Consider the following 25,424-nt stretch of genomic DNA (forward strand, 5'->3'; position numbering starts at 1 on the left):
TTTACCAAAAGCGGCGTCTGCCTTTTTGTACTTAGGGCTGGATCTACCCTCTTATGAATACTCCTTTGATGCGCACGCCTTTATATGATCTTCACCTTCAGCACGGCGCTAAAATGGTCCCTTTTGCTGAATATGAAATGCCGCTGCAGTATACAGCCGGGGTAATGGCTGAGCATCTTCACACGCGGTCAAAAGCTGGTTTATTTGACGTGTCCCATATGGGGCAAATTAAAATTTCTCCCAAAAGCGGACATATAAAAGATGCTGCTTTGGCGCTGGAGCAATTAATTCCCATTGATATTGTTAATTTACCGGAAGGTAAGCAGCGTTATGGATTTTTAACAAACGATATTGGCGGAATTTTAGATGATATAATGCTTGCTCATTTCGGTGAGTATTTTCTGCTTGTTGTAAATGCGGCGACTAAAAAGCAAGACTTAATTCAATTAGAGTCAAAAATTTTTGACCAATGCATCATTACCCCACTGTTTGATCGTGCATTGTTGGCGTTGCAAGGTCCTTTGTCGGAAGAAATTATAAAGTCTTTTTGTCCCAGTGCTCAAAAAATGCGCTTCATGGATGTGTTGGAAACTCATTTTATGAAGATACCAATTACCTTGTCCCGCTCTGGATATACAGGAGAAGATGGATATGAGATTGGTTGTTCTTCAGAAGATGCCGTAGAGGTTGCTCAATCTCTCCTCGCCGTTGCAGATGTGTTGCCGGTAGGCTTAGGGGCGCGTGATTCGTTGCGTTTAGAGGCCGGGTTGTGTCTCTATGGCAATGATATTGATACCGAAACAACTCCAGTGGAAGCTTCCTTGAGTTGGGCAATTCAAAAGACACGTCGAGAGGGTGGAGAAAGAGCTGGCAATTATCCGGGCGCACCTATTATCGCTCAACAGTTGCAAAAAGGCGTCTTAAAGAAGCGTGTAGGCTTACTTCCAGAAGGCAAGGCGCCTATTCGCTCAGGTGCACTACTCTATGCCGATATAAACGGCTCTCAATGTGTTGGGAAGGTGACGTCTGGAGCGTTCGGCCCCACTCTGAAAGCTCCTGTAGCAATGGGATATGTTGCAACGGAATACTCTGCGGAAGGAGCATTGCTGTACGCTGAATTACGCGGAAGATTTGTTCCGGTTAAGGTACAAAAAATGCCTTTTGTCCCTGCGGCCTTTAAACGATAAAAGAAAAGGAAATAAATTATGACACTCTATTATACATCATCTCATGAATGGATCCGTCATGAAGAGGGGCAGGATGCTGTTGTCGGTATTACAGCTCACGCCTCGGAGGAGTTAGGAGAGCTTGTTTTTGTAGAGGCAAAAGAAGACGGAACAGAACTTGCCGCTGGGGATGTTGCCGCTGTTGTAGAGTCTGTCAAAGCAGCGTCTGATATTTATGCCCCTGTATCTGGAACAATTGTTGAGTTTAATACGAAACTTTCAGAAGACCCGACATTGATTGGTAGTGCTCCAGAGGGAGAGGGGTGGATTTTTAAAATCAAGCTCTCCAAGCCTGAAGAGTTAAAAAGCCTGTTGAGCTTGGAACAATATAAAGCACTTTAAAAAATATGAGGCTATCCCTCGGAGAGGGAGCCTCTTCATACTGCACTTATTCAGAGCGAGAATATTCCTGTGACAAACTTATGGCCCGAAGTAAATGAGCGTTTCAGTTCTCGTCATGTAGGTCCTCGGACCTCTGAAATTGCAGAGATGCTGTCTGTTGTGGGTGCAAGCAGTTTAGATGATCTAATAGATCGAACCATACCCAGAACTATTCTAGATAAAAATGATTATGGTATTGGCGCGCCTTTAACAGAGCAGGAAGCCTTGGCGCGGCTAAAAAAAATTGCTTCTCGCAATCAGGTTTTCACCTCCATGATAGGGCAAGGATATTACGATACGATCCTGCCGACTGTCATTCAACGTAATATCCTTGAAAATCCGGCATGGTATACCGCGTATACGCCTTACCAGCCTGAAATCAGTCAAGGCCGACTGGAAGCTTTGTTGAACTTTCAAACCCTTGTGTCTGATTTAACGGGGTTAGACATTGCGAATGCCTCTTTATTAGATGAAGGAACAGCCTGCGCAGAAGCCATGGCTTTGGCAAAGCGAGTAGGCAAGTCAAAATCCAATATATTTTTTGTGGATCAGGATACTCACCCACAAACTATATCTGTGTTAAAAACACGAGCAGAGCCTTTGGGATGGGATATCAAGGTTGGCGACCCTAAGAGTGATCTTTTAGAAGAAGATGTTTTTGGTGTTTTGCTGTCTTACCCTGGATCATCAGGTAAGGTTTGGGATCCTAAAGAACTTATAGAAAAATTACATACCAAGAATGTAATTGTAACGCTGACATGTGACCCCCTCGCTCTTGTTTTGCTCGATAGCCCTGGGAATTTAGGGGCTGATATAGCGGTAGGGTCAATGCAGCGTTATGGAGTTCCAATGGGAGCTGGCGGCCCGCATGCTGCTTTCATGGCCACGCGTGAAGTTTATAAACGTAGTATTCCCGGCCGGCTAGTTGGTATTTCCCGTGATCGGAGTGGGAAACAAGCTTACAGATTGGCGCTTCAAACCCGGGAACAGCATATTCGTCGTGAAAAAGCGACATCGAATATTTGTACAGCACAGGTTTTGCTTGCCATTATTGCATCCATGTACGCTGTATATCATGGCCCACAGGGGCTGAGAGCAATTGCTCAACGCGTCAATCGGTTGAGTTCTATTTTGGCCGCGGGCTTGAGAGATTTGGGTTTCCAAATTGGCTCGGATAACTTTTTTGATACGATTACGATCAATGCAGGTTCGTTAGCCCAGCAGATCAAGAAGAAGACCTTAGAGGCAAAAATAAATATCCGTGAATTAGAGCATGGATATTTTGCGATTTCCTGTGACGAAACAACAGAGCCAGAGACTATTCGTACGTTGTGGCGTTGTTTTGGTGCTACGGAAGAACAGATCAAAAAATTTGAACAGAGTTTATCTATCGTGGAGAGCTTGCCTTCTGATTTGCTTCGAAAAGGTGATTTTTTAAATCACTCTGTTTTTCACGAGCATCATTCAGAAACGGATCTTTTGCGTTATATGCGTGCGTTGTCCGATAAGGATTTGGCTCTTGATCGGACGATGATCCCACTTGGATCGTGCACCATGAAGTTGAATGCTACGACGGAAATGATGCCAATTACATGGCCTGAGTTCGGTCGTATCCATCCGTTTGCCCCAGAAGAACAAAAAGAGGGTTATTCAGAGCTTTTTGCGTATCTTGAAGACGCATTGTGTAAAATTTCAGGGTATGATGCTGTCTCCCTTCAGCCAAATTCAGGTGCTCAAGGTGAGTTTGCAGGGCTTATCGCTATTCGTGAATATTATGCTGCGAAGGGTGATGTGCAGCGCGATGTCTGTTTAATTCCTGCATCTGCTCATGGAACAAACCCTGCATCTGCGCATATGGCAGGGATGCGTGTTGTCGTTGTTGCATGTGATGATAATGGGAATGTGGATGTGGCGGATTTGAGAGAAAAAATCTCTCAGAATGAAGGCCGGATAGCCGCCATTATGATTACCTACCCTTCGACACATGGCGTTTTTGAAGAACGTATTGTTGAGATTTGTGACCTTGTTCATGAAGCTGGAGGGCAGGTTTACCTCGATGGTGCGAATTTGAATGCACAAGTCGGTTTTGCTCGGCCAGGACAGTATGGGGCAGACGTTTCACATTTCAATCTGCACAAAACTTTTTGTATTCCACACGGCGGTGGTGGCCCAGGAATGGGACCAATAGGTGTTCGGCAGCATTTAGCGCCTTATTTACCACGTGAGGGGGGGGGTACTATTTCGTCAGCTCCTTATGGTTCAGCTTCTATTTTGCCGATATCGGTAGCTTATATAATGATGATGGGCGATGAGGGGCTGCGTCAGGCAACAGCCGTTGCTGTTTTAAATGCGAATTATATCGCCGCTCGTTTAGACGGAGCGTACTCTGTTCTTTATCGGGGAGAGAACGGGTTTACAGCGCATGAATGCATTATTGATTTACGGCCTTTGAAAGATAAAGCAGGAGTATCCGTCGATGATATTGCAAAGCGTTTGATAGACCATGGATTTCATGCACCGACCGTCAGTTTTCCTGTTGCTGGAACATTTATGATTGAACCAACGGAATCCGAGGGTAAAAAAGAACTCGATCGTTTTTGTGAAGCTATGATTTCTATTCGTCATGAAATAACAGAAATTGAAAAAGGCGAAATGGCGCTAGATGAAAGTCCATTACATTTTGCACCACATACGATAGCGGATATAGCTGGTGAATGGGCGCGCGCTTATCCCCGTGAAAAAGGTGCTTTTCCACAAGGTGTTGAAGTCATTAAATATTGGCCTCCTGTTGGACGGCTTGATAATGCGTGGGGGGATAGAAATTTAATCTGTTCTTGCCCAGATATATCGCAATATATGGAAGAGTAAGGTTTAATAATCGCAGGATAAAAGGAGAAATGGGTATGAACGATTCAATTATAATAAAGGTTGACGGGATGTCCTGCACAGGATGCTCAAACAAGTTACAAGACGCTTTGAGTAAAGTCGTAGGGGTATCTCAAGCAAGTGTAACGTTAGAGGACGGCTTGGCGCGCATCCACTATGATCCTCAAACTGTTTCGGTTAAACAGCTTAAAGAAACTGTTGAAGATGTGGGGTTTGATGTTGTTGCTTGAGTGAGTGCAACTACGCACTCATCTTTGATAGTGAGGAAGACCGAGCCCTTTCCATAGTGCAAGGGCGCGCAACCCAAAGCCTGCTAGAACAGCGATTGCGGTGGCAACATAAATATTGCAGCCAAGTTCATATAATAAAGCATAACTTCCCGAAGAAAGCGCAACAGCTGTTACATAGAGCTCCGGGCGAACAACAATTGAGGGAACACCCGCAAGCATGTCACGGAATATACCTCCCATGCATGTACTGACAATTCCCATAATAATAGAAGGCAATAAAGGAACGCCATATGCGATAGCTTTTGCTGTTCCAAAAACGCTGTAGGCGGCAATTCCTAAACCATCGAACCAATCGATGGCTTTTGCTGGCCATATTCGGCTTGGTGTGAACCAAATAATAAGACCACAAACAACACAAACGGCAAGGGGGGTTGAGTTATGCATCCAGATAACGGGTGCACCGATAAGCAGATCTCGGACTGTGCCGCCGCCTACACCTGTAATTGCTGCGAAAAAAATAAAAGTAACGATGTTAAGATTTTCACGCGCGGCCGCAAGTGCGCCAGAAATAGCAAAAACAGCTGTCCCCGCTATATCAAGTAAGGGGAGTAAAGAATGAGAGAGAGAAGAGGAAAACATAACATTTCGCTAGTTAGCGCAACGCGACAGAAAAGGGAAATGTTATAACGTGTTTGAGAAGCAGTTGGTTTTGTGCCCAGCTATAAAAGCTGAGCACAAAATTCAAGGTTAAACAGAGTAGTACATTTCGAACTCAACCGGGTGAGGTGTGTGCTCGAATTTGTAAACTTCTGGCCATTTAATCGCGATGTAGCTTTCGATTTGATCTTTTGTGAAAACACCACCTTCAAGAAGGAAGGCATGATCCGCTTCGAGAGCTTCGAGAGCTTCGCGCAGAGAACCGCAAACAGTAGGAATTTGTGCGAGTTCATCTTTAGGAAGTTCGTATAGATCCTTGTCCATAGCATCGCCCGGATGGATCTTGTTACGAATACCATCAAGCCCTGCCATTAGCATTGCGGAGAATGCGAGATATGGATTGGCTGTAGGATCAGGGAAGCGAACTTCAACACGCTTTGCTTTAGGGCTTGTCGCATGAGGAATACGACACGAAGCAGAGCGGTTCGCTGCTGAGTAAGCCAGAAGCACAGGAGCTTCAAAGCCTGGGATTAAACGTTTGTAGGAGTTGGTGGAAGGGTTTGTGAAAGCGTTAAGGGCCTTCGCATGTTTAATGATTCCACCAATGTAGTAGAGCGCTTCTTCTGAAAGGCCTACATATTTGTCGCCTGCAAAAGCTGGTTTACCATCTCTCCAAATGGATTGATGCACATGCATGCCCGAACCGTTATCGCCCGAGATTGGTTTTGGCATAAATGTTGCTGTTTTGCCGTAGGAGTGAGCAACGTTGTGAACGCAATATTTGTAGATCTGCATGAAGTCAGCAGATTTCACGAGTGTTGCAAACTTCGTACCAAGTTCGTGCTGGGATTGAGCAACTTCATGGTGGTGCTTTTCAATAGGAAGCCCCATTTCGCCCATGGTTGAGAGCATTTCAGCGCGAAGGTCATTTTCGCTATCCACTGGTGGAACAGGGAAATATCCCCCTTTGATCGTAGGGCGGTGTCCCATATTCCCTTCTGGGAACTCTTTCATGGAAGAGCCAGGGCCTTCAATGCTATCGAGCTGGTAAAGACCGTAGTTTTGGCCTGTGCCAAAGCGTACATTATCAAAGATGAAGAATTCAGCTTCTGGACCAAAGAAAGCTGTGTCACCAAAACCAGCTTCTTTTAAATAAGCTTCTGCAAGTTTTGCTGTAGAGCGTGGGTCACGGTTATAAAAATGACCTGTTTTTGGATCTACAATGTCACAAATAAGGATAAGCTGTGGCTTTGCAGAGAAGGGATCCATAACAGCTGTTTCTGGATCAGGAAGAAGAACCATGTCTGATTCATTAATGGCTTTCCAACCTTGGATTGAAGAGCCATCAAACATGAAGCCTTCAACGAAGGTATCATCTTCGATTGTGGAAACAGTTTGTGTGGTATGGTGCCACTTGCCTTTGGGATCTGTGAAGCGAAGATCGACAAATTCAGCTGCATGTTCCTGAATCATTTCGAAAACGCGTGCTACCGCTTCAGGATTAGGAGTATGAGGTTTACCTACAATAGGATTTTGTTTTGTTTTAGACTTTGAGGAAGAGGAAGTAGAAGATTTTTTTGCCATCGATCTGTCGCCTTGCATCTTGTAAACGGCTACAAAACGATTACGGGACAATTGCCTCTCTGTCGAGTATGAAGGTTGAGATATTTTATGGGATTTTTCTCGTCTAACGCATTGAATTATTGGGATTGCTACTAAATCAGGTTATTTTTTAAACCTGAAAAAAAATATAAACTTTTCGTATAGTTGTTAGTTAACGGCCATTTTTTGCAAAAAAAATCTTTGTCGGGGTAGGTAAGAGATATAAGACGGAGTATCTTACATTAAGGGCGTCATGGATCGAACCGAATCTGGAACGTTTCGAATTGTGATATAATAGAGGTCATGAATACGGTACGAGGTATTATATTTATATGAAGCATTTTAATTCATATCTTACAGAATTACCGACAACAATTTTTACATTAATGTCACAGCTGGCCGTTAAACATCAGGCCATCAATTTAGGGCAAGGCTTTCCAGACACAGAAGGTCCGTCTGATATTATTGATGTTGCTGCCGAAGCTTTAAAAGATCACAAAAATCAATACGCCCCCTTGGTCGGCCTTCCGGAGTTACGAGAGGCGATAGCGCGTTCAAATCAACGGTTTTACGGATTGGAGATTGATCCGCTGACGGAAGTTATGGTCACATCGGGGGCGACAGAAGCACTGGCGGCCTGCTTTATGGCTTTGATCGAGCCGGGTGATGAAGTGGTTCTTATTGAACCTTTATATGATACATATTTACCAATGCTGAAGATGGTCGGGGCTATTCCGAAATGTGTTCGGTTAAATCCTCCAGATTGGAAACTGTCTGAGGAAGAGTTGCGCAAGGCTTTTAGTTCCAAAACAAAAGCCATGATTTTAAACTCTCCAATGAACCCATCCGGGAAGGTTTTTTCTTACGAAGAGTTGGAGGTGATCTCAAGGCTGGTCCGTGAGTATGATGCCTTTGTGGTGTGTGACGAGGTTTATGAGCACCTTACGTTCCACGTGAAACATATTCCCTTAATGACGCTTCCTGAAATGCGTGACAGGTGCGTGAGGATTGGGAGTGCAGGGAAAAGCTTTTCCTTAACGGGATGGAAAGTTGGTTATATTACAGCATCTTCTGCATTGATTTCAGTTATTGCTAAAGCCCATCAGGTCTTGGTTTTTTCAACCGCCCCGAACTTGCAGCGTGCTGTAGCATATGCTCTGAATAAAGATGATGCGTATTATCAAGACCTCTCAACGGAGCTTGAAAAACGGCGTGATTTTTTAAGGAATGGCCTTCATCGTTTGGGTTTCCAAACCTTGCCTTCTGATGGAAGTTACTTTCTGGTGGCAGACATTTCGGCGCACGCAGGCCAGAAGTCGGACGTAGAGTTTGCGCAATGGCTTGTTGAGCATGCGGGTGTAGCTGTCATTCCAGTGTCTGCTTTCTATGATGCACATGAGCGGCAGCCGCCACAAAATATGATCCGGTTTGCATTCTGCAAAAAAATGGAAGTGTTAGAAAAAGCCCTAAAACAAATGGAAAAAGCTTTGATGTGATTGCGCCCTTTTATTTTAATAAAGTAAGATTATCTTAGAAAGACTTAAACATTATAGCCCCCGGAGAAGAAAAGACATGGTTACAGCGATAGATACGCTCGGGGCTTTGGCAACGACAGACGCGTTGTTTTTTGAGCGTCCTGATTCTCATTTGACACGGGATGATGCCGAAAAACTGGTGACTGAGGCGCTGACAGGGGTCGATGATGGGGAGTTGTTTTTAGAATATCGTGAGAATGAAGGCATCGCCCTTGATGACGGAACCATTCGTTCTGCAAATTTCACAACATCATCTGGGTTTGGTTTGCGGGCAGTTTTAGGCGCTGAAACAGCTTTTGCTCATTCTGATGATATGAGTAAGGCTGCTTTGCAAAGAGCCGTTAAAACGGTGAGCGCAGTAAGACAGGGGCGAAGTGGGGTTATGTCGCCTGCGCCAAACCCCACAAACCGGCAATTATATGCTGATACACGCCCTCTTGAGGGAAGTGATTTTGCTCAACGTGCCGCTGTTTTGAGTGAAATTGATGCCTATGCGCGAGGAAAAGATCAGCGTGTCGTACAGGTGAGTGCAAGTATTTCATCTGAGTGGCAGGCCGTTCAAATTATGCGCCGGGCAGACTCTGGGGATCGTATTGCTGATTTGCGTCCATTGGTCCGGTTGAATGTTTCGGTTGTTGTGGAGAAGAATGGCCGGCGTGAAAGTGGGAGTTATGGCCAAGGCGGTCGTTATGCGTTGGATCGTTTGTTAACTCCAGATGTGTGGAAATCTGCTGTCGACGAATCATTAAGACAGGCTTTGCTAAACCTTGAAGCTGCCCCTGCACCGGCTGGAGAAATGGATGTTGTGCTTGGTGCTGGCTGGCCTGGTATTCTCTTGCATGAAGCTGTGGGCCACGGTTTGGAAGGGGACTTTAACCGAAAGGGAACGTCCTCCTTTACTGGAATGGTCGGAAAGAGAGTGGCCTCTCCGGGTGTGACGGTTATTGATGACGGAACGCTGCCAGAAAGACGTGGCTCCCTCAGTGTGGATGATGAAGGTACACCTACGGGCCGAACTGTTTTGATTGAAGATGGCATTCTACAAGGATACTTGCAGGATCGGCAAAATGCTCGATTAATGAACGTCGCCCCAACAGGGAATGGTCGACGGGAATCATATCAACATACTCCCATGCCACGTATGACGAATACCTTAATGTTAGAAGGGCAGCATACAACAGAAGAAATGATCCGTTCGACGAAGCGTGGATTGTTCGCCGTTAATTTCGGTGGCGGACAAGTTGATATTACATCTGGAAAGTTTGTTTTTGCTGCGTCTGAAGCATACTTAATTGAGGACGGAAAAGTGACGCGCCCCGTGAAAGGCGCAACTTTGATCGGAAATGGTTCTGATGCGATGAATCAGATATCCATGATTGGAACTAATGTTGAGCTTGATCCAGGGATAGGAACATGTGGCAAAGCTGGCCAAGGAGTTCCTGTTGGCGTCGGGCAACCGACACTAAAGCTATCAAGCTTAACGGTAGGGGGAACAGCTTAGTGCTGTTTCTCTGATTTTTGTTTTTAAAGTTATAAAATAAATTTATTAATATTATGGTTAACTCTTGTTAATGAGGGAAAATTACGTAATAGTAATATTGATCGCAATATTCCACTCAACAACAATGGTGTAAGACGATTAGCACATTATTTTCCCTTTCCTTTAGTCGCAGAGTTGCTCCTTTAGTAGGGGGCATTGGGCTTGCATGGGCTGCTTTTTCCTCTGCAAATGCTGCAACGCAACATGTGCCAACTGTGTGGTACACAGGATCGCTTTATGCTCCGTCGCCTGCTTATCCACAAGGTTCATTATCTCTAGAGCCATATGTTCAGGTGACTGACCCATGGCAGCGCTTTGATTCTAAAGGGAGAATAAGCCCTGCGCCAGGTCAGAAAACGTTAGTTCAATATTCTGTTGTTAAGTATGGGATAACAGATAGATTAGCACTTAATTCTCTGCCAACGTTGACTAAAAGCTGGGGACATGGACAACAGGCAACGGGAGATCAATTTAATGATTTACCGTTGGAGTTGCAGTATAATTTAATAAAAGCCAACCCAACACATTATAAACCGTCGTTTACAGTTTACTTAGGCTTTATCGCTCCAACAGGTGCGTATAGAGGTTTAGCTAAACCACAAAGTGGTGTCGGAACAGGCGCATGGTTTATGCGGTTTGGTTTACAGAGCCAGTCTCTTTATAATGTATTCGGCCATGGTGCTCGTTTGCGTGTTTGGGTTCAGGAACGTCAACCTGTTTCGTCCCCACATCTGCATGATATTACGAGCTATGGTACGACGACGGGCTTTGAAGGAACAGCTCATCCAGGTGCTTTCGGAAATGAAGGATTCTCTTTGGAGTTTGGATTCACAAAACGTTTAGTTGCAGCTTTAGATCTATATGGAACTTGGTCTGGATCGAACCGCGTTGATGGGGTCTATGCTAAAACCAATAGTCGAATTTCGACGCATTCAGGTTGGTCGACATCCTATAACATTGGTCCAGCCTTAGAATATAGCTGGACTCCTAATATGGGCATATTGTCAGGTATTATTATTCCTTTTAGTGGACATAATACTTCAAGGAGTTTGATGCCGCAGGTTGCTTTGAACTTGTTTTTCTAAAAGAGTTTTACCTTAAGAGGATATAACGATGGCTCATAACTACGCCAAGCCTCTGACAGAACAGGTTCGGATAGAAAGAGTATTAAGTCGTATCCCTCAAGACTGGGGAATTCGTGTTGAGCGAGTTCCTTCCCAAGGATGGAAAGCTTATCTTCACCCTCCTGAGTATGATGAGCAGGAGGGGATGTTTTTTGAGACTTTAGCCGAAGCTCTTGAAGATATCTGGCGGAAAATGCGTCGTTAAAGATGCTTGGACTTTACCCTAATAGAGCTAGAAAAAAATGCTCTAAAATGGGAATGATTACAAACTGAATCAGAAGCACTAAAACCATAGGCGAAAAATCCATCCCTCCCATATTGGGAAGGATGTTGCGAATGGGTGTGAGAACGGGCTCTATGATGGAGGCTAATGCATTATAGAGAGCATAAAAAAATCGATTGTTCGGGTTTAAAACACGGAAACCAAGGAGCATTGAAAGAATGCAATATCCGAACAAAATCCAAATAAAAACTTGAATAAGCATCATCAGAATTTTGAAAATCTCGACAAGTGTGCCCGGATTAGTCATTCTAAAAAGCCTATTGAAAGTTTGGTATTATTAACGTTGCCTTATACTCGTTCAGAAAGCTATTTGAAATAGAAGAATGTAAGATCGAGATGGTGGCCGTTTGAATAATTTACCCCTTTAATCGATCCATAAGTGGTTTTGGTTAAATTAGATTTTTCCATATATGCGTTGAATTTTGATATGTCTTTTTTGTCAATTAAAAGCAAACTGCATTTTGGGTTTTGTTGAATATAATGGGCAGAATCTTCGATATTGAGAAGTTTGGTCTTTTCGCCAGCGAGGAAAACAAGGCTTGGTTCAGAGTATGATGGAGAGACGAGTATGCTTTCTGGGCATGGCTTGATGGTTTCAAATGCTTGGGCCACTCTTGGCGATAAATTGACGGCTTCAAGATGAGGAATAACCCCTAAAAACAAGCCTGCTTGCGCAATGATAGCTGTTCCAATAGCACAGAACGCTGCTTGTAAATGCTTCTTCCGATAAATGAGAAGAATAGCCCCAATCATAAGAGGCGTTGCCCCGATGACCGCGAGGCCCTCTGTTAGCGAAAAACTATGCTCAAATGTGTAAAGAAGTATAGAGCCGGCAAAACAGAAGGATAAACCAAGACTAATCCAGATCAGACCATACAGAGAGAATAAAAACTTTGCCCAACGTGGGAGGGGCATTTGCTTCCATACTGTAAGGGATGCCGCGGTTAATATGGCAATAGCAGGATAAGTGGGGAGTACATAATGAGGGAGTTTTGTGGCGATGGCTTCAAAAACGAGCCAATGAGGAATAATCCAGCTGATAAGAAATTTAACACTCGTGAGATTACGATTCTTCCAGATTTTAGGAAGAGCTAAGGCGGTAAAAAAAGACCCCGGCCAAAAGGCCAAAGCAAATACGGCTAAATGAAACCCCGGAGGCAGGCCATGTGCCTCTTGTCCATGGGCCACTTTTCCTAAAAAGTTTCGACCAATAGATTTGGAGAAGAAATCACCGTGGCTTACAATTTCGATTGCGATACACCATGGCAAAACGATTGCAAACATAACGAGCCAGCCCCATTGAGGGCGAAACCCTTTGAGCCAGCGATAATTTTTTTCAAGAAAAGATAAGCATATAGGTGTTGCGAGCCCTGGGATTAAAACGACCGGGCCTTTTAGCATGAGGCCTAATCCCATCGTCACCCAGTAACCGATAGCGATAGGTAATGGGGTAGGAGTATTTCTTTTTTCTGATTTAAAGGTGAGGAAAATTAAGATTTCTGTCGATAAAATATCAAGAAGCAAAACAGTATCGATAGTTGCCATGTGACTTTCGGCAACAAATAACGTTGATGTCATTAACAGACCTGCTGCGAGCAGTCCTGTTATGCCATCGAAAAGCAGACATCCCAGCCAAGCTGTTAGAGGAATGATAAGCGCTGCTGCAATAAGGCTTGGAATACGATAAGGCCATGTTTGTCGCAGGACTTGAGGTCCCAAAATATGCTGAGAAATTTTTGTAGAAGCGACCTCTAGCCAGTAGATTCCTGCTGGTTGGAGATATCGAGGCTTATCCTGAAAACGAACGTCAATGTAATTACCTGACGTTATCATTTGCTCTGAGGCTTCCATATATCGTGGTTCATCACGATCAAGGGGAGGCAAAGTTGTGCGCCCAGCAAGAGCTAATAGGAAAGCAACAATTCCAAGAAGAGCATAGTGCCGGAATGTTAGTTTCATTAAGAAGCTCCGCCCCGAGTGAAGAAGAACATCGGAGAATTTAAGGTTTTTCTTTAGTGTTTTTTTATTGTCTTAGGGAGTTTGGTACGGTTTTGAAGCCACATTACTCCCAGAAGATCACGGATACCGACCAAAGCACGGTTAAAGTTTGTATATTTGGAGGAGCCATGTAAGCGCGCACGATGCTTGACTTCATGACAAATTAAAGTTGCACCATAGTGCCCTAATAAGGCCGGTAAAAAACGATGTACGCCTTCAAATTGAGGGATCTGTAGAAAAAGCTCTCGTGGAAAAAGCTTTAAAGGCGCACCTGTATCTGGGCAGCCGTCCTGAAGAAGTTTTTGACGAAGACCGTTGGCAAAACGTGTGGCGAAACGTCTTGATAAACGGTCACTTCGCTTTTTACGAACCCCGACAACCAAGGGGTGTGTAAAGTTGGACTGGCTTGCAAGCTTAAACATAGTAACGATTGCCGAAGGGTCATCTTGCCCGTCTCCGTCAATCGTTGCAATCCAATCACCAGAAGCAGCCGTAATACCTGTTCGAAGTGAGGCCGATTTACCTAATCGGGAAGGGTGACTGATAATCTTTAGGTTGGGAATAAAGTTTTCGCGAACGTAAAGCAGTTTGTTGATAGTGTCGTCTGTGCTGCCGTCATTAACGGCTATAATCTCTGTATGATCTGGTAAAGAAGGAAGAACGTTTTGGATTTCTCGAAAAACTGGGATGATATTATCTGCCTCATTTAAAACGGCCGTAACAATAGACAGTGTCTTGGGCGTGTTTAATTCAGAGGCAGACATGATAGCACTCAAGCGGCTGAACGACGCAAAGCTTCTGGTAGAGCTTGAAGACTTTTATCAACAAGTTGAGTTGAGACTTCAGATTGTTGAGAAAGATGCTCTGTAATAACTTCTTTTGATGCAGATAGAGCAATTTTCATAGCGTAATCTTTTACATCCCGAATAGCTGCGCGTTCTGCAGCTTGGATTCGATCACGAGCCATTTTCTCGAAACGAGCAGCAGTTTCTTCTGCGTCGCGACGTGCTTTTTCTGCAAGAGCTGCGGCTTCTTGCTCAGAGCGGGTTAAAAGCTCTTTAGCTTCGGCAAGCGTTTTTTCACGTTCACGCGTTGCATCTTCAAGCATTTGTTCTGCTTCACGACGTAACTTAGCAGCTTCATCCAGATCCTTACGTATACCTTCAGCGCGTGCGTCTAAATGATAGGAAAGTGCTGCCCACAGTTTACGGCCAAAAAGGAGAAAAAAAACGACAAATGCTGTCGCCGTCCAGAACCGAGGATCATGAAACATTTTTATCCCCTTTAAATGCTATTGCGTTTGACAGCATCAGAAATAGCTGTGTCATCTTTATGACCGATAAGACGTTCAACAAGATTTTTAGCTGTCTCGGACGCAATTTCAGGCAGCTCTGCGAGAGCTTTTTCGCGAGATTGATTGATGGTTAACTCAGCATTCTTGATTTCAGCTTCAAGGCGCTTATTCGCTTCCGCCGTATAGGCTTCAGCACTTTGACGAGCTTCATTTTGAATGCGCTCTATATTTGCTTTCGCTTGAGCGGAAGCTTCATATTGAGTTTTAAAGAGCTCAGCACTTGCACGATCTGCTTCGTCTTTTGCATGACGCGCAATATTAAGATCATTCTCAATGCGTGAGCGCCGGTTGGCGATTACATTTTCGATTTTTGGAAGAGCCGAACGGCTGAGGATAATGTAAAAACCGGCAAAAATGACGCCCCCCCAAACGACTTGGCCGATAACAAGAGGGTCATGAAAGTTCAATTGAGGCATGCCCGCAGCCACAGCTTGGCCCGGCACGGCCGCCAAAGGAACGGCGAACTGGAAAAAACGTGGCATGCGGCGCATGAATGACCTCAGGAGAACAAAATTAGGAAAGCGATAAGAAGGGCAAAAAGAGCAATCGCTTCAGTAAGAGCAAAGCCAAGCATACCAAGGCCAAACACGTGTGGGCGAGCAGCTGGATTACGAGCGATTGACCCTACAAGAGTAGAGAAAATGTTACCCAGACCGATACCTACGCCAGCGAGTGCGATAACAGCAATGCCAGCGCCAATTTCACGAGCAGCTTGAACGTCCATTAATCAGGTTCCTTAGAAGAGGTCGAAACAGTTAAAGAGTTAGACTTGACGTCGCTCAGTGAGCGATCGCCTCGCGGAGATAGATGCAGGTGAGGATAGCAAAAACGTATGCTTGAAGAGCACCCACCAGCAGCTCAAGAGCCGTCAACGCAACATTGATCGCAATTGGAGCAACAGCCAGAACATGGCCGATAAATCCAAAACTTGCGAGCATAATTGTGAAGCCGGCAAACACCTCTAACAGCACGTGACCGGCGACCATATTGGCAAATAAGCGGATCGACAAGCTGACAGGGCGAGAAAGGAAAGAAAGAATCTCGATAGGAACAAGCAGAGGAGCCAACCAGACTGGTGCACCTGCTGGCATGAAATGCTTAAAAAAGCCGAGACCTTGGAAGCGAAGAGACGCAAGTATCGAGATTACGAATACCGTAAGAGCCAAAGCAAGAGTAACAGCGATATGGCTGGTAAAAGTAAACGAAAATGGCAATAAGCCGAGATAGTTACCTGCGAGAATAAAAAAGAAAAGGGCAAATATGAACGGGAAGAAAGTGGCCCCTTTTTCGCCCATGGTGTCAATTGCAAGCTTGTGCACTGAATCATAACAGATTTCAGCCGCGGCTTGTAAACGACCTGGAACAACTGCACCTGGACGCATCCCAATGAACAGGAATGCGAGAACAAGGGTTACAGCAATTAACATAAAAAGAGGGGATTGAGAGAAGCGTAGGGCTTCCCCTAACGATCCTAGAACAGGGTGGAGCTCGAATTGCCCGAGCGCATCAATCGTTGATCCGGCTGCCACGCTGGCTTCTCCCGTCTTCTTTTGGCGCAGACATCATGCCTGGCCCATTCACAACTCGCCAGACATTTAACATGCCGGCACTACAACCCAGTAGGGCAAAGATAATCAGAAATAAAGCTCGATAACCTAGCCAACGGTCTAAGAAGTATCCAATAAGAACACCGACCGCCAAACCGGCAATAAGCTCAGTCCCGACACGGAGTGCAATTCCAAACGAAGATGTTGTCGTTCCATCATCGGATGATTCCGCGGAGGACTTTTTCAAGCGAGGATTTAATTTATGATCGGCAGCCTGAAGGCGCTTGTCAAAATTATGTCCATCACCAGAACTGTTTTGTTCCACGCGATTGCAATCCTTAACCCTGCGCAATCCTTCTCCAAAGAGCAAACTATGGATAAGAATTAATTTACAACGCAGGCGCTAGCTAGCGGGACGCATGCTTACTGTCAATCTTTCTCTCGCTTTAATATAAAAATCGACCATGAAAAATTGTCAGCTTACCAGTTTCAGACGGCTATTTCGGTGAGGAGGCTTTGGAGCACCGTCAAAAGGCAGCATAGGAGATTGGTCGGTTAAATATTTTTCTTGCTGAGGTGCATCCGGCATGTGCACGCCAAGATAAGCTTCAGATAAAGTTCGGAAAGCATAATCGACAATAGAAGAAGCATATGCAGATTTAGGATCTCCTTCCACCGTGCCAGCTGGACCAAACCGGGTGTAAGCGAATCGTTCAACAAAAGCTTCTAGTGGTGCGCCGAATTGCAGACCAATACTGACAGCATGACCGAGGCAGTCCATTAAACCTTTTGCCATAGGGCTTTCTTTGGGAGGGGTAATGCTAATTTCTCCCAAGGTTCCATCTTCGAACTCACTCGTACGCATAAATAAACTATGGCCGCCAACGGATGTTTTTTGCGTAAATCCACTCTGTCGGAGCGGGAGAGGGCGCCTAATGCCACGTGCAAGTTTGGCTTTTTGATCGACCAAGTCTGGCTCAGGTAATTCTGGCATAAAGTCCACATAACCAGAGAGGGCTTGCTGCATGTCATGATGGGCATGTGGGTTGGTGGGGGGGAGTGGGTTTTCCCCCGAAATAGCCATAGCTAAAGCAGTTTCAACCGTAAGCCCTTTATGGGATAAGCGCGCAAGAGTCGACGCTCGGAGATGCCCGTTTTCCTGTAGTGGAGAGAAAATGGGGGCTAACCCGCACGCTTCTACCCCTAAGATTGCGTCGATCGGGCCTGAAGAGGAAAATCCAGTTTCAATGATGGCGAGGTTCTTGTCAGGGAAAGCTTGGTTCGTGGCTTGTGTTATCTTTTCCAAGTCAGGAATATCTGAAGTGGGAATTTTAACAGCAGGTAGCCGCGTCCCTGCGCGAGCAATACTTGTCGCAACAGCAGAAACAGCGCGAGCGACCTGACGGCCTGCGTTACTATCGTAGTCCAATCCCATATTGGCAAGGCATGCATCGAGGTCTGAGAGCAGGATTAGCCCTGCTGTTTCACAGGCAGGGACAGTTGGGACATCAAATAAAGGAAGCTCTCCACTACGTTCTGCACGAGTTGCAGAATGTAAACGCCGCAGAGCGCTGCATGCAAGTTTGATGCACGCGATATAATGTTCGGAAGCAAAACATCCATCCTGAACAAAACTGGAGAGTTTAACCACAAACCCTGGAGTTTCATCAGGGCGGTTTTGCCAGAGAGCAATATTAGGAGCAATTTGTCTCATCAATAAGAGATAAGACAAGCTTCTCCCTAAATTGATAGGGGCTGCTTCACCTTCGCCTTCGCCTTCACTGGCATCTGGCGCTGGAAGGGCATCTAACATGTCCACCCATCGTGCTGCTTCGGTTGCCAGACGTATGGGACCTTCATGCGGGGTGAGTTGCGCAATGGCTTGCGCCGCATCATCATCCCATACGGTCGGAAAGATGACAGAACGTGGGAGGCTGTCATCAGGGTCGGTGGTGACCGTTAGCGTCCTCATGCGAACGCCGGTCCAGTGAAGTCGAGCTGTCATAAGGAAGAATCTAAGCTCTTCATGACGTGTCGGGAAGATGGAAAAACCCTTTTAAAAGGGCAATAATGGATTGGAATACGTGGATATAGGGGATAAAATTCAGAAGGAGATTTTATGATAGGATTGAGAGAGTGTTGGACGAGTGCATAAGAGTTCGCTAAATCTTTAAGGAATAGTCTGAATAAAGGGAATGTCATGAGTGTTGCTACTGCATCAACGCGTCCTACCGCCCGTCATGATCGGTTGGAATTGTTAGCTGGTCTTGTTGTGTTGGCTTTGTTGGGAGGACTGTTGGTGCTGGCGATGGTGGGACACCACCGTGGAAGTGATGGTGGCTATCCTGTGAAAGCCTCCTTTAGCCAGATCGATGGACTAACGGTTGGGTCAGACGTTCGGTTGGCTGGGATTACAGTTGGTCATGTTGATTCTGAAAAGGTCGACCCTAAAACATTCCAGGCACAAGTGACTTTTACATTGAATCCAAGTGTAAAACTTCCGACTGATTCTGCGGCTATTATCACATCAGATAGTTTGTTGGGTGGAAAATACATCGCTCTTTCTCCTGGCGGGGCGGATGCGACTGTGAAATCAGGGGGTGTGATTACCGAAACGCAGGGGTCGATTAGTCTCGAACAGCTTTTGAGTAAGTTTATTTTCTCTGTCACAGATTCATTACAGAAATCTCAAAAAGCAAAAGCCAACTCTGAGACGAACGGGCAGTGAAACCAATTCATACATATTGGGTAGATCAAGAAGGATCACCTGTTTCGTGTGTGGAAAAATTGCGTGTTTTACGGGAAAATGAAGACGAGATACGTCAAGTTTTACAGGATGCGTTTGAAGACGGTGTTTTGATGGGGGTTACCCCAGAAGGTATGCGGCGTTCATTTGAAGCGATGTTGAATGATCTGAAAGATCCAACACATAAAGGTTAGCACTCAGTTATGGCAGCGTTTTTTCGTTCTTCTTGCTTGTTGTTGGGTTTTGTTGGATTGAGTTCAGTTGCATACGGAGGCACGGGCATTGCTCCGCCTGTTATGTATCCGGCCAATACATGGCAGGGGCATACTCAGGCTGTGGTACGTGTCTTGGATCGGTTGGATTTTCATTTAGAAGAGCTAACAGTTCCTGTAGGAGGTAGTGCTTCTTATAAAACGTTATCGGTTCAGGTTGAGACGTGTCTTTCCCGCCCCGAAACGTTGCCTGAGGATACGGCCGTTCTGTTGCATTTGCATGATCAAGGAGATGCATCCAGAAAACCGTTTGATGGGTGGATGTTCAAGAACGAGCCTTCCTTGGCTTCTTACGGGAGCCCACTTTATGATGTTCGAGTAGTGGGATGTTCTGGAGGGACAACAGCCCCTCAAGCAGGGCCGTTACCGGAAGTTAAAGCGCCTTCAATTACTAATCATGCAGTCACCAATGATGAGGGGGGAGATAATAATGCTTCTTCTTCAGCATCAGCTTCGGCTCCAGCTAGAAATAACGAAGAACAAGTTATTCCTCTGGCACCTGAAACTCATGCTCCAATATCATTGGCTCCGACAACCAATAGTTCTCCAGCGCCTGAAAAACCTCAGAATGATAGTTTGCCGCCTCCAGAAGCGGACCCGGGATTACAATAAAACATTTAAGAGACATGTATGAAATTACATCTTGATACAAAAAAATTTATAGGAATTTGGTATATTTTAGCGAGTATTTTTGCGCTGGGGATTGTGTATTGGGCCGAACATTACTTGCATTTGGCTCCGTGTGAGTTGTGTCTTTGGGAAAGATGGCCTTGGAGAGTATTAATTCTTCTCGGTGTGGTTTCGTTCATAGCGCCAAGGAAATACGCTAAATATCCTGTTGCTCTAGGACTGGTCTGCTTACTGGTGAGTGTAGGGTTAGCGATTTTGCATGCAGGAGTGGAACATAAATTATGGGCTAGCCCTGCGTCAGAATGCCGTGCCCCAGTTTTTAAAGGGGGATCTTTTAAAGACTGGATGGCGGCGATGCCGGCTCGTCCTAATAAACCGTGTGATTCGCCGGATTATTTATTCGGCCTTCCTATTTCAATGACAGAAACAGGAGGCCTGTATGCTTGTTTTGTGTTTGTGATCGCTTTTCTAAAGAGCAAAAAACTCTTTAGAAATTAAAGTTTAGGCTGCCCGCGTTTGAATATGAGGCTGATCACAAAGAGAATGACGAATATGAAGAAGAGAATTTTTCCGATATAAGCAAAGTCAGAAGAAATTCCTGTAAAACCGAGCAATCCAGCTAGTAAAGCAAGAATTAGGAAAACAACAGTCCAGCGTAGTAGATCCATGACATTTACCCTATAGTCTAGAAATTGTTAGTTTATGTAAGAGAAATTTCTGTGAGATAGGAAGTCTGAACGGTGTAGTTCTCTAAAAGTTTATCACAAAGAATATTTCTTTAAGCGATGTGTTCTTGAGAGAGGGGCTAGGTCATTACAATGAGCAATTTTTTTTCCTTATATCATCAGGGATTCTCTCGAATTGCTGCCTGTACATTACCTGTCGTTTTGGCAGATCCTTACAAAAATGCAGATTCTATTATTAGCGTATTAGAAGAATGTCATAACGAGGGTGTTGCAGCCGTTGCTTTTCCAGAGCTGGGTTTAACGGGTTATACTTTGGATGATATAAGGTTTCAGGATGTCTTGCTCGAAAGCTCCTTGGAGGCCTTGAAGAAAGTAAGAGATGCCACAACAGAAATAATGAGTGTGGTTGCTCTCGGTCTTCCATTATACCGGAATAACTTACTTTATAATTGTGCCGTCATTATACATCGGGGGCGTATACTTGGAGTGGTGCCCAAGACGTTTTTACCGCGTTATCGAGAGTTTTATGAACCGCGGCAGTTTTCGTCAGGTCAAGATACGACGGGATATATTAAGCTTTATGGTGAAAATATTCCGTTTGGAACAGATTTGCTTTTTCAGGCACACGATTATCCAGATTTAACGATCGGCGTTGAGATTTGTGAGGATTTGTGGGTTGCATGCCCTCCCAGTAGTAAGCTGGCTCCCGCAGGGGCAACGGTCATCTTAAATTTATCGGCTTCTCCCGTGACGATTGGCCGCACGGATGACCGGTCGTTACTTTGCCAGTCTCAGTCGATGCGGACATTATCAGCTTATGTGTATGCTGCCGCAGGCGAAGGTGAATCCACGACTGATCTTGCATGGGATGGACAAACCTCAATTCACGAGGCTGGTCAGCTGCTGGCGCAATCTGACCGTTTTCCTGATGGCAAACGCCTCATTATCGCAGATGTTGACCTGTCTTTACTGAGGCAAGATCGTTTAAGAACTGGGCAATTCGGACAAGGGACCGAGGCTTATAGAACGATTGAGTTTAAATTAGACCCTCCTCTTCAAGATTTGGGATTAAAACGTAATATTGCGCGTTTTCCTTTTGTGCCAACAAATGAAGAAAAACTGGCACGAGACTGCTATGAGGCGTGGACTATCCAAGTCAGCGCTTTGAGAAGGCGTTTAATAGCAAGTCATACTCAGCGTATGGTGATCGGTGTTTCTGGCGGCCTCGATAGTACGTTAGCGTTACTTGTGGCTGTTCGAGCCGCGGATGAACTTGGTTGGCCGCGTGATAGGGTTCTGGCTTATACGATGCCCGGCTTCGCAACGGGGCAGAAGAGCAAAAATCTAGCCTATGATTTGATGAAATCCTTAGGAATAGAAGCACATGAATTGGATATAAAACCTGCGGCAGGTGTGATGTTGGAGGGGATAGGCCATCCGTTTGCGCATGGAGAGCCTGTGCACGACATTACCTTTGAGAACGTTCAAGCGGGGTTAAGGACGGATTTTCTTTTCAGGCTGGCAAATTTTCATAATGGGATTGTTGTCGGCACAGGGGATTTGTCAGAGTTGGCCTTGGGGTGGTGTACATATGGCGTCGGCGATCAGATGTCACATTACAATGTGAATGCAGGCATGCCAAAAACATTGATCCAGCACGTTATTCGGTGGATATCTAAAAAGGGCGGTGTGAGTAGCCAGACGGCGCAGGTTTTAGATAAAATTGTTAGTGCAGAAATATCGCCTGAGTTAGTGCCAGACACGGGAAGTGGCATCCAAAGCACGGAGCAGATTATTGGTCCGTATGCTTTGCAGGACTTTAATTTGTTTTATGTTTTAAGATATGGTTTCACCCCCTCTCGTGTTGCCTTTTTGGCGTATCATGCTTGGAATGATGAGCGGCAGGGACATTGGCCGGCCCATTATCCTGAAGATAAGAAAATAGCATATACATTACCTGAAATAGGACATTGGTTGCGGGTGTTTTTGCATCGGTTTTTTGCAACGAGCCAGTTTAAGCGTTCGGCTATGCCTAATGGGCCCAAAGTGGTGGCTGGAGGGTCTTTATCACCGCGAGGAGATTGGCGTGCTCCCTCGGATGGAAATGCTCATATTTGGATAAAAGATTTAGAGGATAATGTTCCGGGAGTTTAAAGTAGAACACTAACCTTAGAAAAAGCCTCCAGAAGAGTTCTGGAGGCTCGGTTATATTAATGGCGAGGTTGTGCTGCTTTTGCGGTGAGATTGATCCAAGGGTGACGGTTTTGAACAAACTCAACAACACGCGCTTTGTGGAGTGCGCGCTCCGTGGAGGCATTGGTCATGGAAGATTCGTGTTGTCGATAGTCGGCTAGAATGCTTGGAACATGTTTTCCGGGAAGACCAAGCTCTGCGAGAGAGCACCATAAATCGAAATCTTCCCAGCCCATTGCTTCACGTGAAACATAATATCCACCAGCAGCAGCCCAGGCCCACTTGGCAATCATAGCCATAGCATCAATACGGTTTCCTGAAATTAAAGAGAGTGGGTGGTAGGGAAGATCTCCTAAGAGCGCTTGTGCCTCTGGGGGTTTTTGTACGTCTGGGTCATGCTCAGGTTGTACTAGCCCGTCTTCATTGAAGCGTTGAATAAGGGGGTAGGCGTAAGCTATGCCGAAGGTCATTGATTGGAGAAGCTCTTCACAGGCAGAGGGGCGTAGCTTGTTATCAGCATCGAGTTGCATGATGTAAGGAGTTTCAGCCGCATCAACTCCAATATTACGCGCGCCACCTAATCCAGCATTTTGTATCGATCTTTTTAAGATTAAACGATTGAAGCGGTGTGTGTTTCTTCCCATCCACGTTTTGAGAAGAGAAATCGATTGGTCATGAGAGCCGTCATCGACAACAATTAAATCCAAGTTTTGAAGAGTTTGTTCAAAGACGGATTGAAGGGCATCCAATAGGTACGGTTCATAATTATAGGATGTGATGACGACAGTAACGTCTGATGTATTTAGATTATCATGATAGTAAATGGTTTCACTATCAGGGATGTCAGGCAGGGAGCGTGAAGATAGATTCTGTCGTGCTAGAAGAGTTTCTCCTGCTTGGGCGGCTTGAATACTTCCATCAAAAGAAGAAAGAGCAAGATGCATGCGCTGGGCCTGCGCTTCCGGACTAAAGGGCCACAGAACGCTATAGTAAGCGTTTCGTGCCATGATTTTTCGCTCTTTCGGATGATCGATTAGAAAGAGAAGAGCATTTTCCCATTCTTCAGATGTTTGAGCGAAGAAGCCCGTTTCGCCATGTTTAATGACGCGGGAGAAAGGGCCTGTAGGGGAAACAATGGATGTGCTTCCTGCAAGTGATGCTTCTAGGAATTTAATTTCGCTTTTGGCTTCACAAAAAACATTACCAACTTCAACGGGAGCGATAGAGATATCAAACCGTGCGAATTCATGGGCGAGTTCGTTTAGAGGAACCATATCGCGCCATTCTATTTGAGATATTACATCCTGAAGTTGTGGAAACTCTTCTATGAGTAGGACAGGCTTTTTATTATCTTTTTCCCGGAAGAGGACCACTCGTGCGTGAGGGCATTTTTTTAAAACGCTCACGAGAGCGGAGCATGCGATGGAGAAATCTTTTTGGTGAGTGCGTGAACCTGTGGCGTAACCAATCAGAACAAGGGGTTGGTCCGTTGTGTCATCCAATTGTTTTTTAAGACGAAAGCCTAGCCGGGATTTTTTTAAGACATCCGAACTATACGTGTTCGGGAGTAAGTGAACCACGGGCTGAAGCTCATGCATAGCCAGCATAAGCTCAGATGTGGTGGTAGAGCCTTGGTCGCATTGTAGAAGGGTGCGGCGCATGTCAGCAAACGAACGCTCGATACGACTTTCGGTGGCGCCAATTGAACGAATACCATCAATCAGATCTATCCGAGCGTAATGTGGGACGAAGACAATATCATCCGTATCGAAGATTGTTCGGGTGTTTTGCTGACGAGCCAGATCTAAAATGGTGCTTACATGGCCGCTATACTCGACGCGCCATAAAAACATGACATCAGCCCAAGCAATGTCATCAAATCCGACATCGGCACAGGCTTTGATTTGAGTATTAAACCCTGCATTCTGAGCGGCCGCAGCATTGCGGACACAACGATATTCTACGCCAGGTGTGTTGGGCTCTCCGGAGATAAAGAGAATATTCTTTGTGTTTTTTTGCGAAAAATACTCAGGATTCCCAGAGGCTTTGTGAGACGTTTGTGATTGAAGAAGTTCAATATTTTCAGGAGGGGTGGGTAAATGAGGGATGAAAGGAGCTTTGAAAGATTTGAGAATACGCTTCCAACGTGGAGTAGGGGTTAATAAAAACTGTTTAAGTGTGGTATATTCTTCCCGAAAATCAGAAATTGTTTTGTTTAGGTGAGTAATATTTTTAATGTTTTGGTTATACAATTCATTGTTGATCGATATTTTTTTTGAATTCTCATAGTTTACGAGAGAATTAATGTGGTTTTTTTCTTGAAGTTGAGAGTTCTTTTTTTCAATTTGAAAGAGTTTCGCTCGGTTTATTTTGTTATTTAGGTCGCTTTCTGTGATTTGAGTCAGGTCATATTTAAACTGATGCAGAGAAAGAAGCGGGGATGTTAAAAATGATAGGGTATTGCCTTCGGGGCAGCTGAAAAAAACTTTATGTGAAAGTGCTAAAATATTTGGATTGAAGATTGGGGCTTCGTC

General features: G+C 45.1%; 26 protein-coding genes. 13 read left to right on the forward strand and 13 right to left on the reverse strand.

The window, feature by feature from the left end; genetic code table 11:
- The first annotated feature begins 53 nt into the window (after positions 1 to 53).
- From gcvT to E3D00_RS04655, 4 genes are all read left to right on the forward strand, one after another.
- Positions 54 to 1,187: a glycine cleavage system aminomethyltransferase GcvT gene (gene gcvT, locus E3D00_RS04640; protein WP_141460378.1), complete on the forward strand. Its 1,134-nt coding sequence runs from the start codon at positions 54 to 56 to the stop codon at positions 1,185 to 1,187.
- An 18-nt stretch (positions 1,188 to 1,205) separates the two neighbouring features.
- Positions 1,206 to 1,568, forward strand: coding sequence for a glycine cleavage system protein GcvH (gene gcvH / locus E3D00_RS04645; RefSeq protein WP_141460379.1), 363 nt, complete (start codon positions 1,206 to 1,208; stop codon positions 1,566 to 1,568).
- A 69-nt stretch (positions 1,569 to 1,637) separates the two neighbouring features.
- Positions 1,638 to 4,475, forward strand: coding sequence for an aminomethyl-transferring glycine dehydrogenase (gcvP, locus tag E3D00_RS04650; protein WP_141460381.1), 2,838 nt, complete (start codon positions 1,638 to 1,640; stop codon positions 4,473 to 4,475).
- Positions 4,476 to 4,510: 35 nt separating this feature from the next.
- A complete protein-coding gene (locus E3D00_RS04655) occupies positions 4,511 to 4,723 on the forward strand; it encodes a heavy-metal-associated domain-containing protein (RefSeq protein ID WP_141460383.1) in 213 nt (70 codons plus the stop codon).
- 18 nt (positions 4,724 to 4,741) lie between these two features.
- On the opposite strand, the gene E3D00_RS04660 is transcribed toward E3D00_RS04655, so the two are convergent.
- Positions 4,742 to 5,362, reverse strand: coding sequence for a trimeric intracellular cation channel family protein (locus E3D00_RS04660; RefSeq protein ID WP_141460385.1), 621 nt, complete (start codon positions 5,360 to 5,362; stop codon positions 4,742 to 4,744).
- Between the two features lie 108 nt (positions 5,363 to 5,470).
- Positions 5,471 to 6,853, reverse strand: coding sequence for a type I glutamate--ammonia ligase (gene glnA / locus E3D00_RS04665; protein WP_408909364.1), 1,383 nt, complete (start codon positions 6,851 to 6,853; stop codon positions 5,471 to 5,473).
- A 461-nt stretch (positions 6,854 to 7,314) separates the two neighbouring features.
- Between glnA and E3D00_RS04670 the strand changes: the two genes are divergently transcribed.
- The 4 genes from E3D00_RS04670 (at position 7,315) to E3D00_RS04685 (ending at position 11,386) form a co-directional block, all read left to right on the forward strand.
- Positions 7,315 to 8,478 (forward strand): aminotransferase, encoded by a 1,164-nt coding sequence (locus E3D00_RS04670; protein WP_141460389.1) that lies wholly within the window; start codon positions 7,315 to 7,317, stop codon positions 8,476 to 8,478.
- A 76-nt stretch (positions 8,479 to 8,554) separates the two neighbouring features.
- Entirely contained in the window at positions 8,555 to 10,018 is a 1,464-nt protein-coding gene (gene tldD / locus E3D00_RS04675) for a metalloprotease TldD (protein ID WP_141460391.1), read from the forward strand.
- A 245-nt stretch (positions 10,019 to 10,263) separates the two neighbouring features.
- Positions 10,264 to 11,142: a hypothetical protein gene (locus E3D00_RS04680; protein ID WP_246091501.1), complete on the forward strand. Its 879-nt coding sequence runs from the start codon at positions 10,264 to 10,266 to the stop codon at positions 11,140 to 11,142.
- Between the two features lie 28 nt (positions 11,143 to 11,170).
- A complete protein-coding gene (locus tag E3D00_RS04685) occupies positions 11,171 to 11,386 on the forward strand; it encodes a hypothetical protein (RefSeq protein WP_141460393.1) in 216 nt (71 codons plus the stop codon).
- A gap of 13 nt (positions 11,387 to 11,399) precedes the next feature.
- Here E3D00_RS04685 and E3D00_RS04690 read toward each other — a convergent pair whose 3' ends face one another.
- The 9 genes from E3D00_RS04690 to E3D00_RS04730 form a co-directional block, all read right to left on the reverse strand.
- The gene (locus tag E3D00_RS04690; protein WP_141460395.1) at positions 11,400 to 11,711 is read right to left on the reverse strand and encodes a YggT family protein; all 312 of its coding nucleotides are present in this window, start codon (positions 11,709 to 11,711) and stop codon (positions 11,400 to 11,402) included.
- Between the two features lie 59 nt (positions 11,712 to 11,770).
- Entirely contained in the window at positions 11,771 to 13,423 is a 1,653-nt protein-coding gene (locus tag E3D00_RS04695) for an ArnT family glycosyltransferase (RefSeq protein WP_141460397.1), read from the reverse strand.
- 53 nt (positions 13,424 to 13,476) lie between these two features.
- Complete coding sequence (locus tag E3D00_RS04700; protein ID WP_141460399.1) at positions 13,477 to 14,226, reverse strand: glycosyltransferase; 750 nt, start codon at positions 14,224 to 14,226, stop codon at positions 13,477 to 13,479.
- Positions 14,227 to 14,234: 8 nt separating this feature from the next.
- Positions 14,235 to 14,735 (reverse strand): F0F1 ATP synthase subunit B family protein, encoded by a 501-nt coding sequence (locus E3D00_RS04705; RefSeq protein WP_141460401.1) that lies wholly within the window; start codon positions 14,733 to 14,735, stop codon positions 14,235 to 14,237.
- A gap of 11 nt (positions 14,736 to 14,746) precedes the next feature.
- Positions 14,747 to 15,307, reverse strand: a complete 561-nt coding sequence (locus E3D00_RS04710) for a F0F1 ATP synthase subunit B family protein (RefSeq protein WP_141460403.1) — start codon at positions 15,305 to 15,307, stop codon at positions 14,747 to 14,749.
- Positions 15,308 to 15,315: 8 nt separating this feature from the next.
- Positions 15,316 to 15,540, reverse strand: coding sequence for an ATP synthase subunit C family protein (locus E3D00_RS04715; protein WP_141460405.1), 225 nt, complete (start codon positions 15,538 to 15,540; stop codon positions 15,316 to 15,318).
- Positions 15,541 to 15,595: 55 nt separating this feature from the next.
- Complete coding sequence (locus E3D00_RS04720; protein ID WP_141460407.1) at positions 15,596 to 16,345, reverse strand: F0F1 ATP synthase subunit A; 750 nt, start codon at positions 16,343 to 16,345, stop codon at positions 15,596 to 15,598.
- The gene (locus E3D00_RS04725) at positions 16,323 to 16,688 is read right to left on the reverse strand and encodes an AtpZ/AtpI family protein (protein ID WP_141460409.1); all 366 of its coding nucleotides are present in this window, start codon (positions 16,686 to 16,688) and stop codon (positions 16,323 to 16,325) included. The genes E3D00_RS04720 and E3D00_RS04725 overlap by 23 nt, the downstream gene beginning before the upstream one ends.
- A gap of 150 nt (positions 16,689 to 16,838) precedes the next feature.
- A complete protein-coding gene (locus E3D00_RS04730; protein ID WP_141460411.1) occupies positions 16,839 to 18,368 on the reverse strand; it encodes a TSCPD domain-containing protein in 1,530 nt (509 codons plus the stop codon).
- Positions 18,369 to 18,563: 195 nt separating this feature from the next.
- Here E3D00_RS04730 and mlaD point away from each other — a divergent pair, with 195 nt between their 5' ends.
- Genes mlaD through E3D00_RS04750 form a run of 4 tightly spaced genes read left to right on the forward strand, consistent with a single transcriptional unit; the run spans position 18,564 to position 20,509 of the window.
- Positions 18,564 to 19,091 (forward strand): outer membrane lipid asymmetry maintenance protein MlaD, encoded by a 528-nt coding sequence (gene mlaD, locus E3D00_RS04735; RefSeq protein WP_141460413.1) that lies wholly within the window; start codon positions 18,564 to 18,566, stop codon positions 19,089 to 19,091.
- On the forward strand, positions 19,088 to 19,303 hold the full coding sequence (locus E3D00_RS04740) for a hypothetical protein (RefSeq protein WP_141460415.1): 216 nt from the start codon (positions 19,088 to 19,090) through the stop codon (positions 19,301 to 19,303). The genes mlaD and E3D00_RS04740 overlap by 4 nt, the downstream gene beginning before the upstream one ends.
- Positions 19,304 to 19,312: 9 nt before the next feature.
- On the forward strand, positions 19,313 to 19,993 hold the full coding sequence (locus E3D00_RS04745; RefSeq protein WP_141460417.1) for a DUF2155 domain-containing protein: 681 nt from the start codon (positions 19,313 to 19,315) through the stop codon (positions 19,991 to 19,993).
- 18 nt (positions 19,994 to 20,011) lie between these two features.
- The gene (locus E3D00_RS04750) at positions 20,012 to 20,509 is read left to right on the forward strand and encodes a disulfide bond formation protein B (protein ID WP_141460419.1); all 498 of its coding nucleotides are present in this window, start codon (positions 20,012 to 20,014) and stop codon (positions 20,507 to 20,509) included.
- On the opposite strand, the gene E3D00_RS04755 is transcribed toward E3D00_RS04750, so the two are convergent.
- The gene (locus tag E3D00_RS04755; protein WP_141460421.1) at positions 20,506 to 20,679 is read right to left on the reverse strand and encodes a DUF1328 domain-containing protein; all 174 of its coding nucleotides are present in this window, start codon (positions 20,677 to 20,679) and stop codon (positions 20,506 to 20,508) included. The genes E3D00_RS04750 and E3D00_RS04755 overlap by 4 nt on opposite strands.
- A gap of 150 nt (positions 20,680 to 20,829) precedes the next feature.
- On the opposite strand from E3D00_RS04755, the gene E3D00_RS04760 reads away from it, so the two are divergent.
- On the forward strand, positions 20,830 to 22,851 hold the full coding sequence (locus E3D00_RS04760; RefSeq protein ID WP_141460423.1) for an NAD(+) synthase: 2,022 nt from the start codon (positions 20,830 to 20,832) through the stop codon (positions 22,849 to 22,851).
- 56 nt (positions 22,852 to 22,907) lie between these two features.
- Here E3D00_RS04760 and E3D00_RS04765 read toward each other — a convergent pair whose 3' ends face one another.
- Positions 22,908 to 25,142, reverse strand: a complete 2,235-nt coding sequence (locus E3D00_RS04765; RefSeq protein ID WP_246091502.1) for a glycosyltransferase — start codon at positions 25,140 to 25,142, stop codon at positions 22,908 to 22,910.
- Between the last annotated feature and the right edge of the window lie 282 nt (positions 25,143 to 25,424).

Source organism: Swingsia samuiensis, from assembly GCF_006542355.1.
GTDB classification, from domain to species: domain Bacteria; phylum Pseudomonadota; class Alphaproteobacteria; order Acetobacterales; family Acetobacteraceae; genus Gluconobacter; species Gluconobacter samuiensis.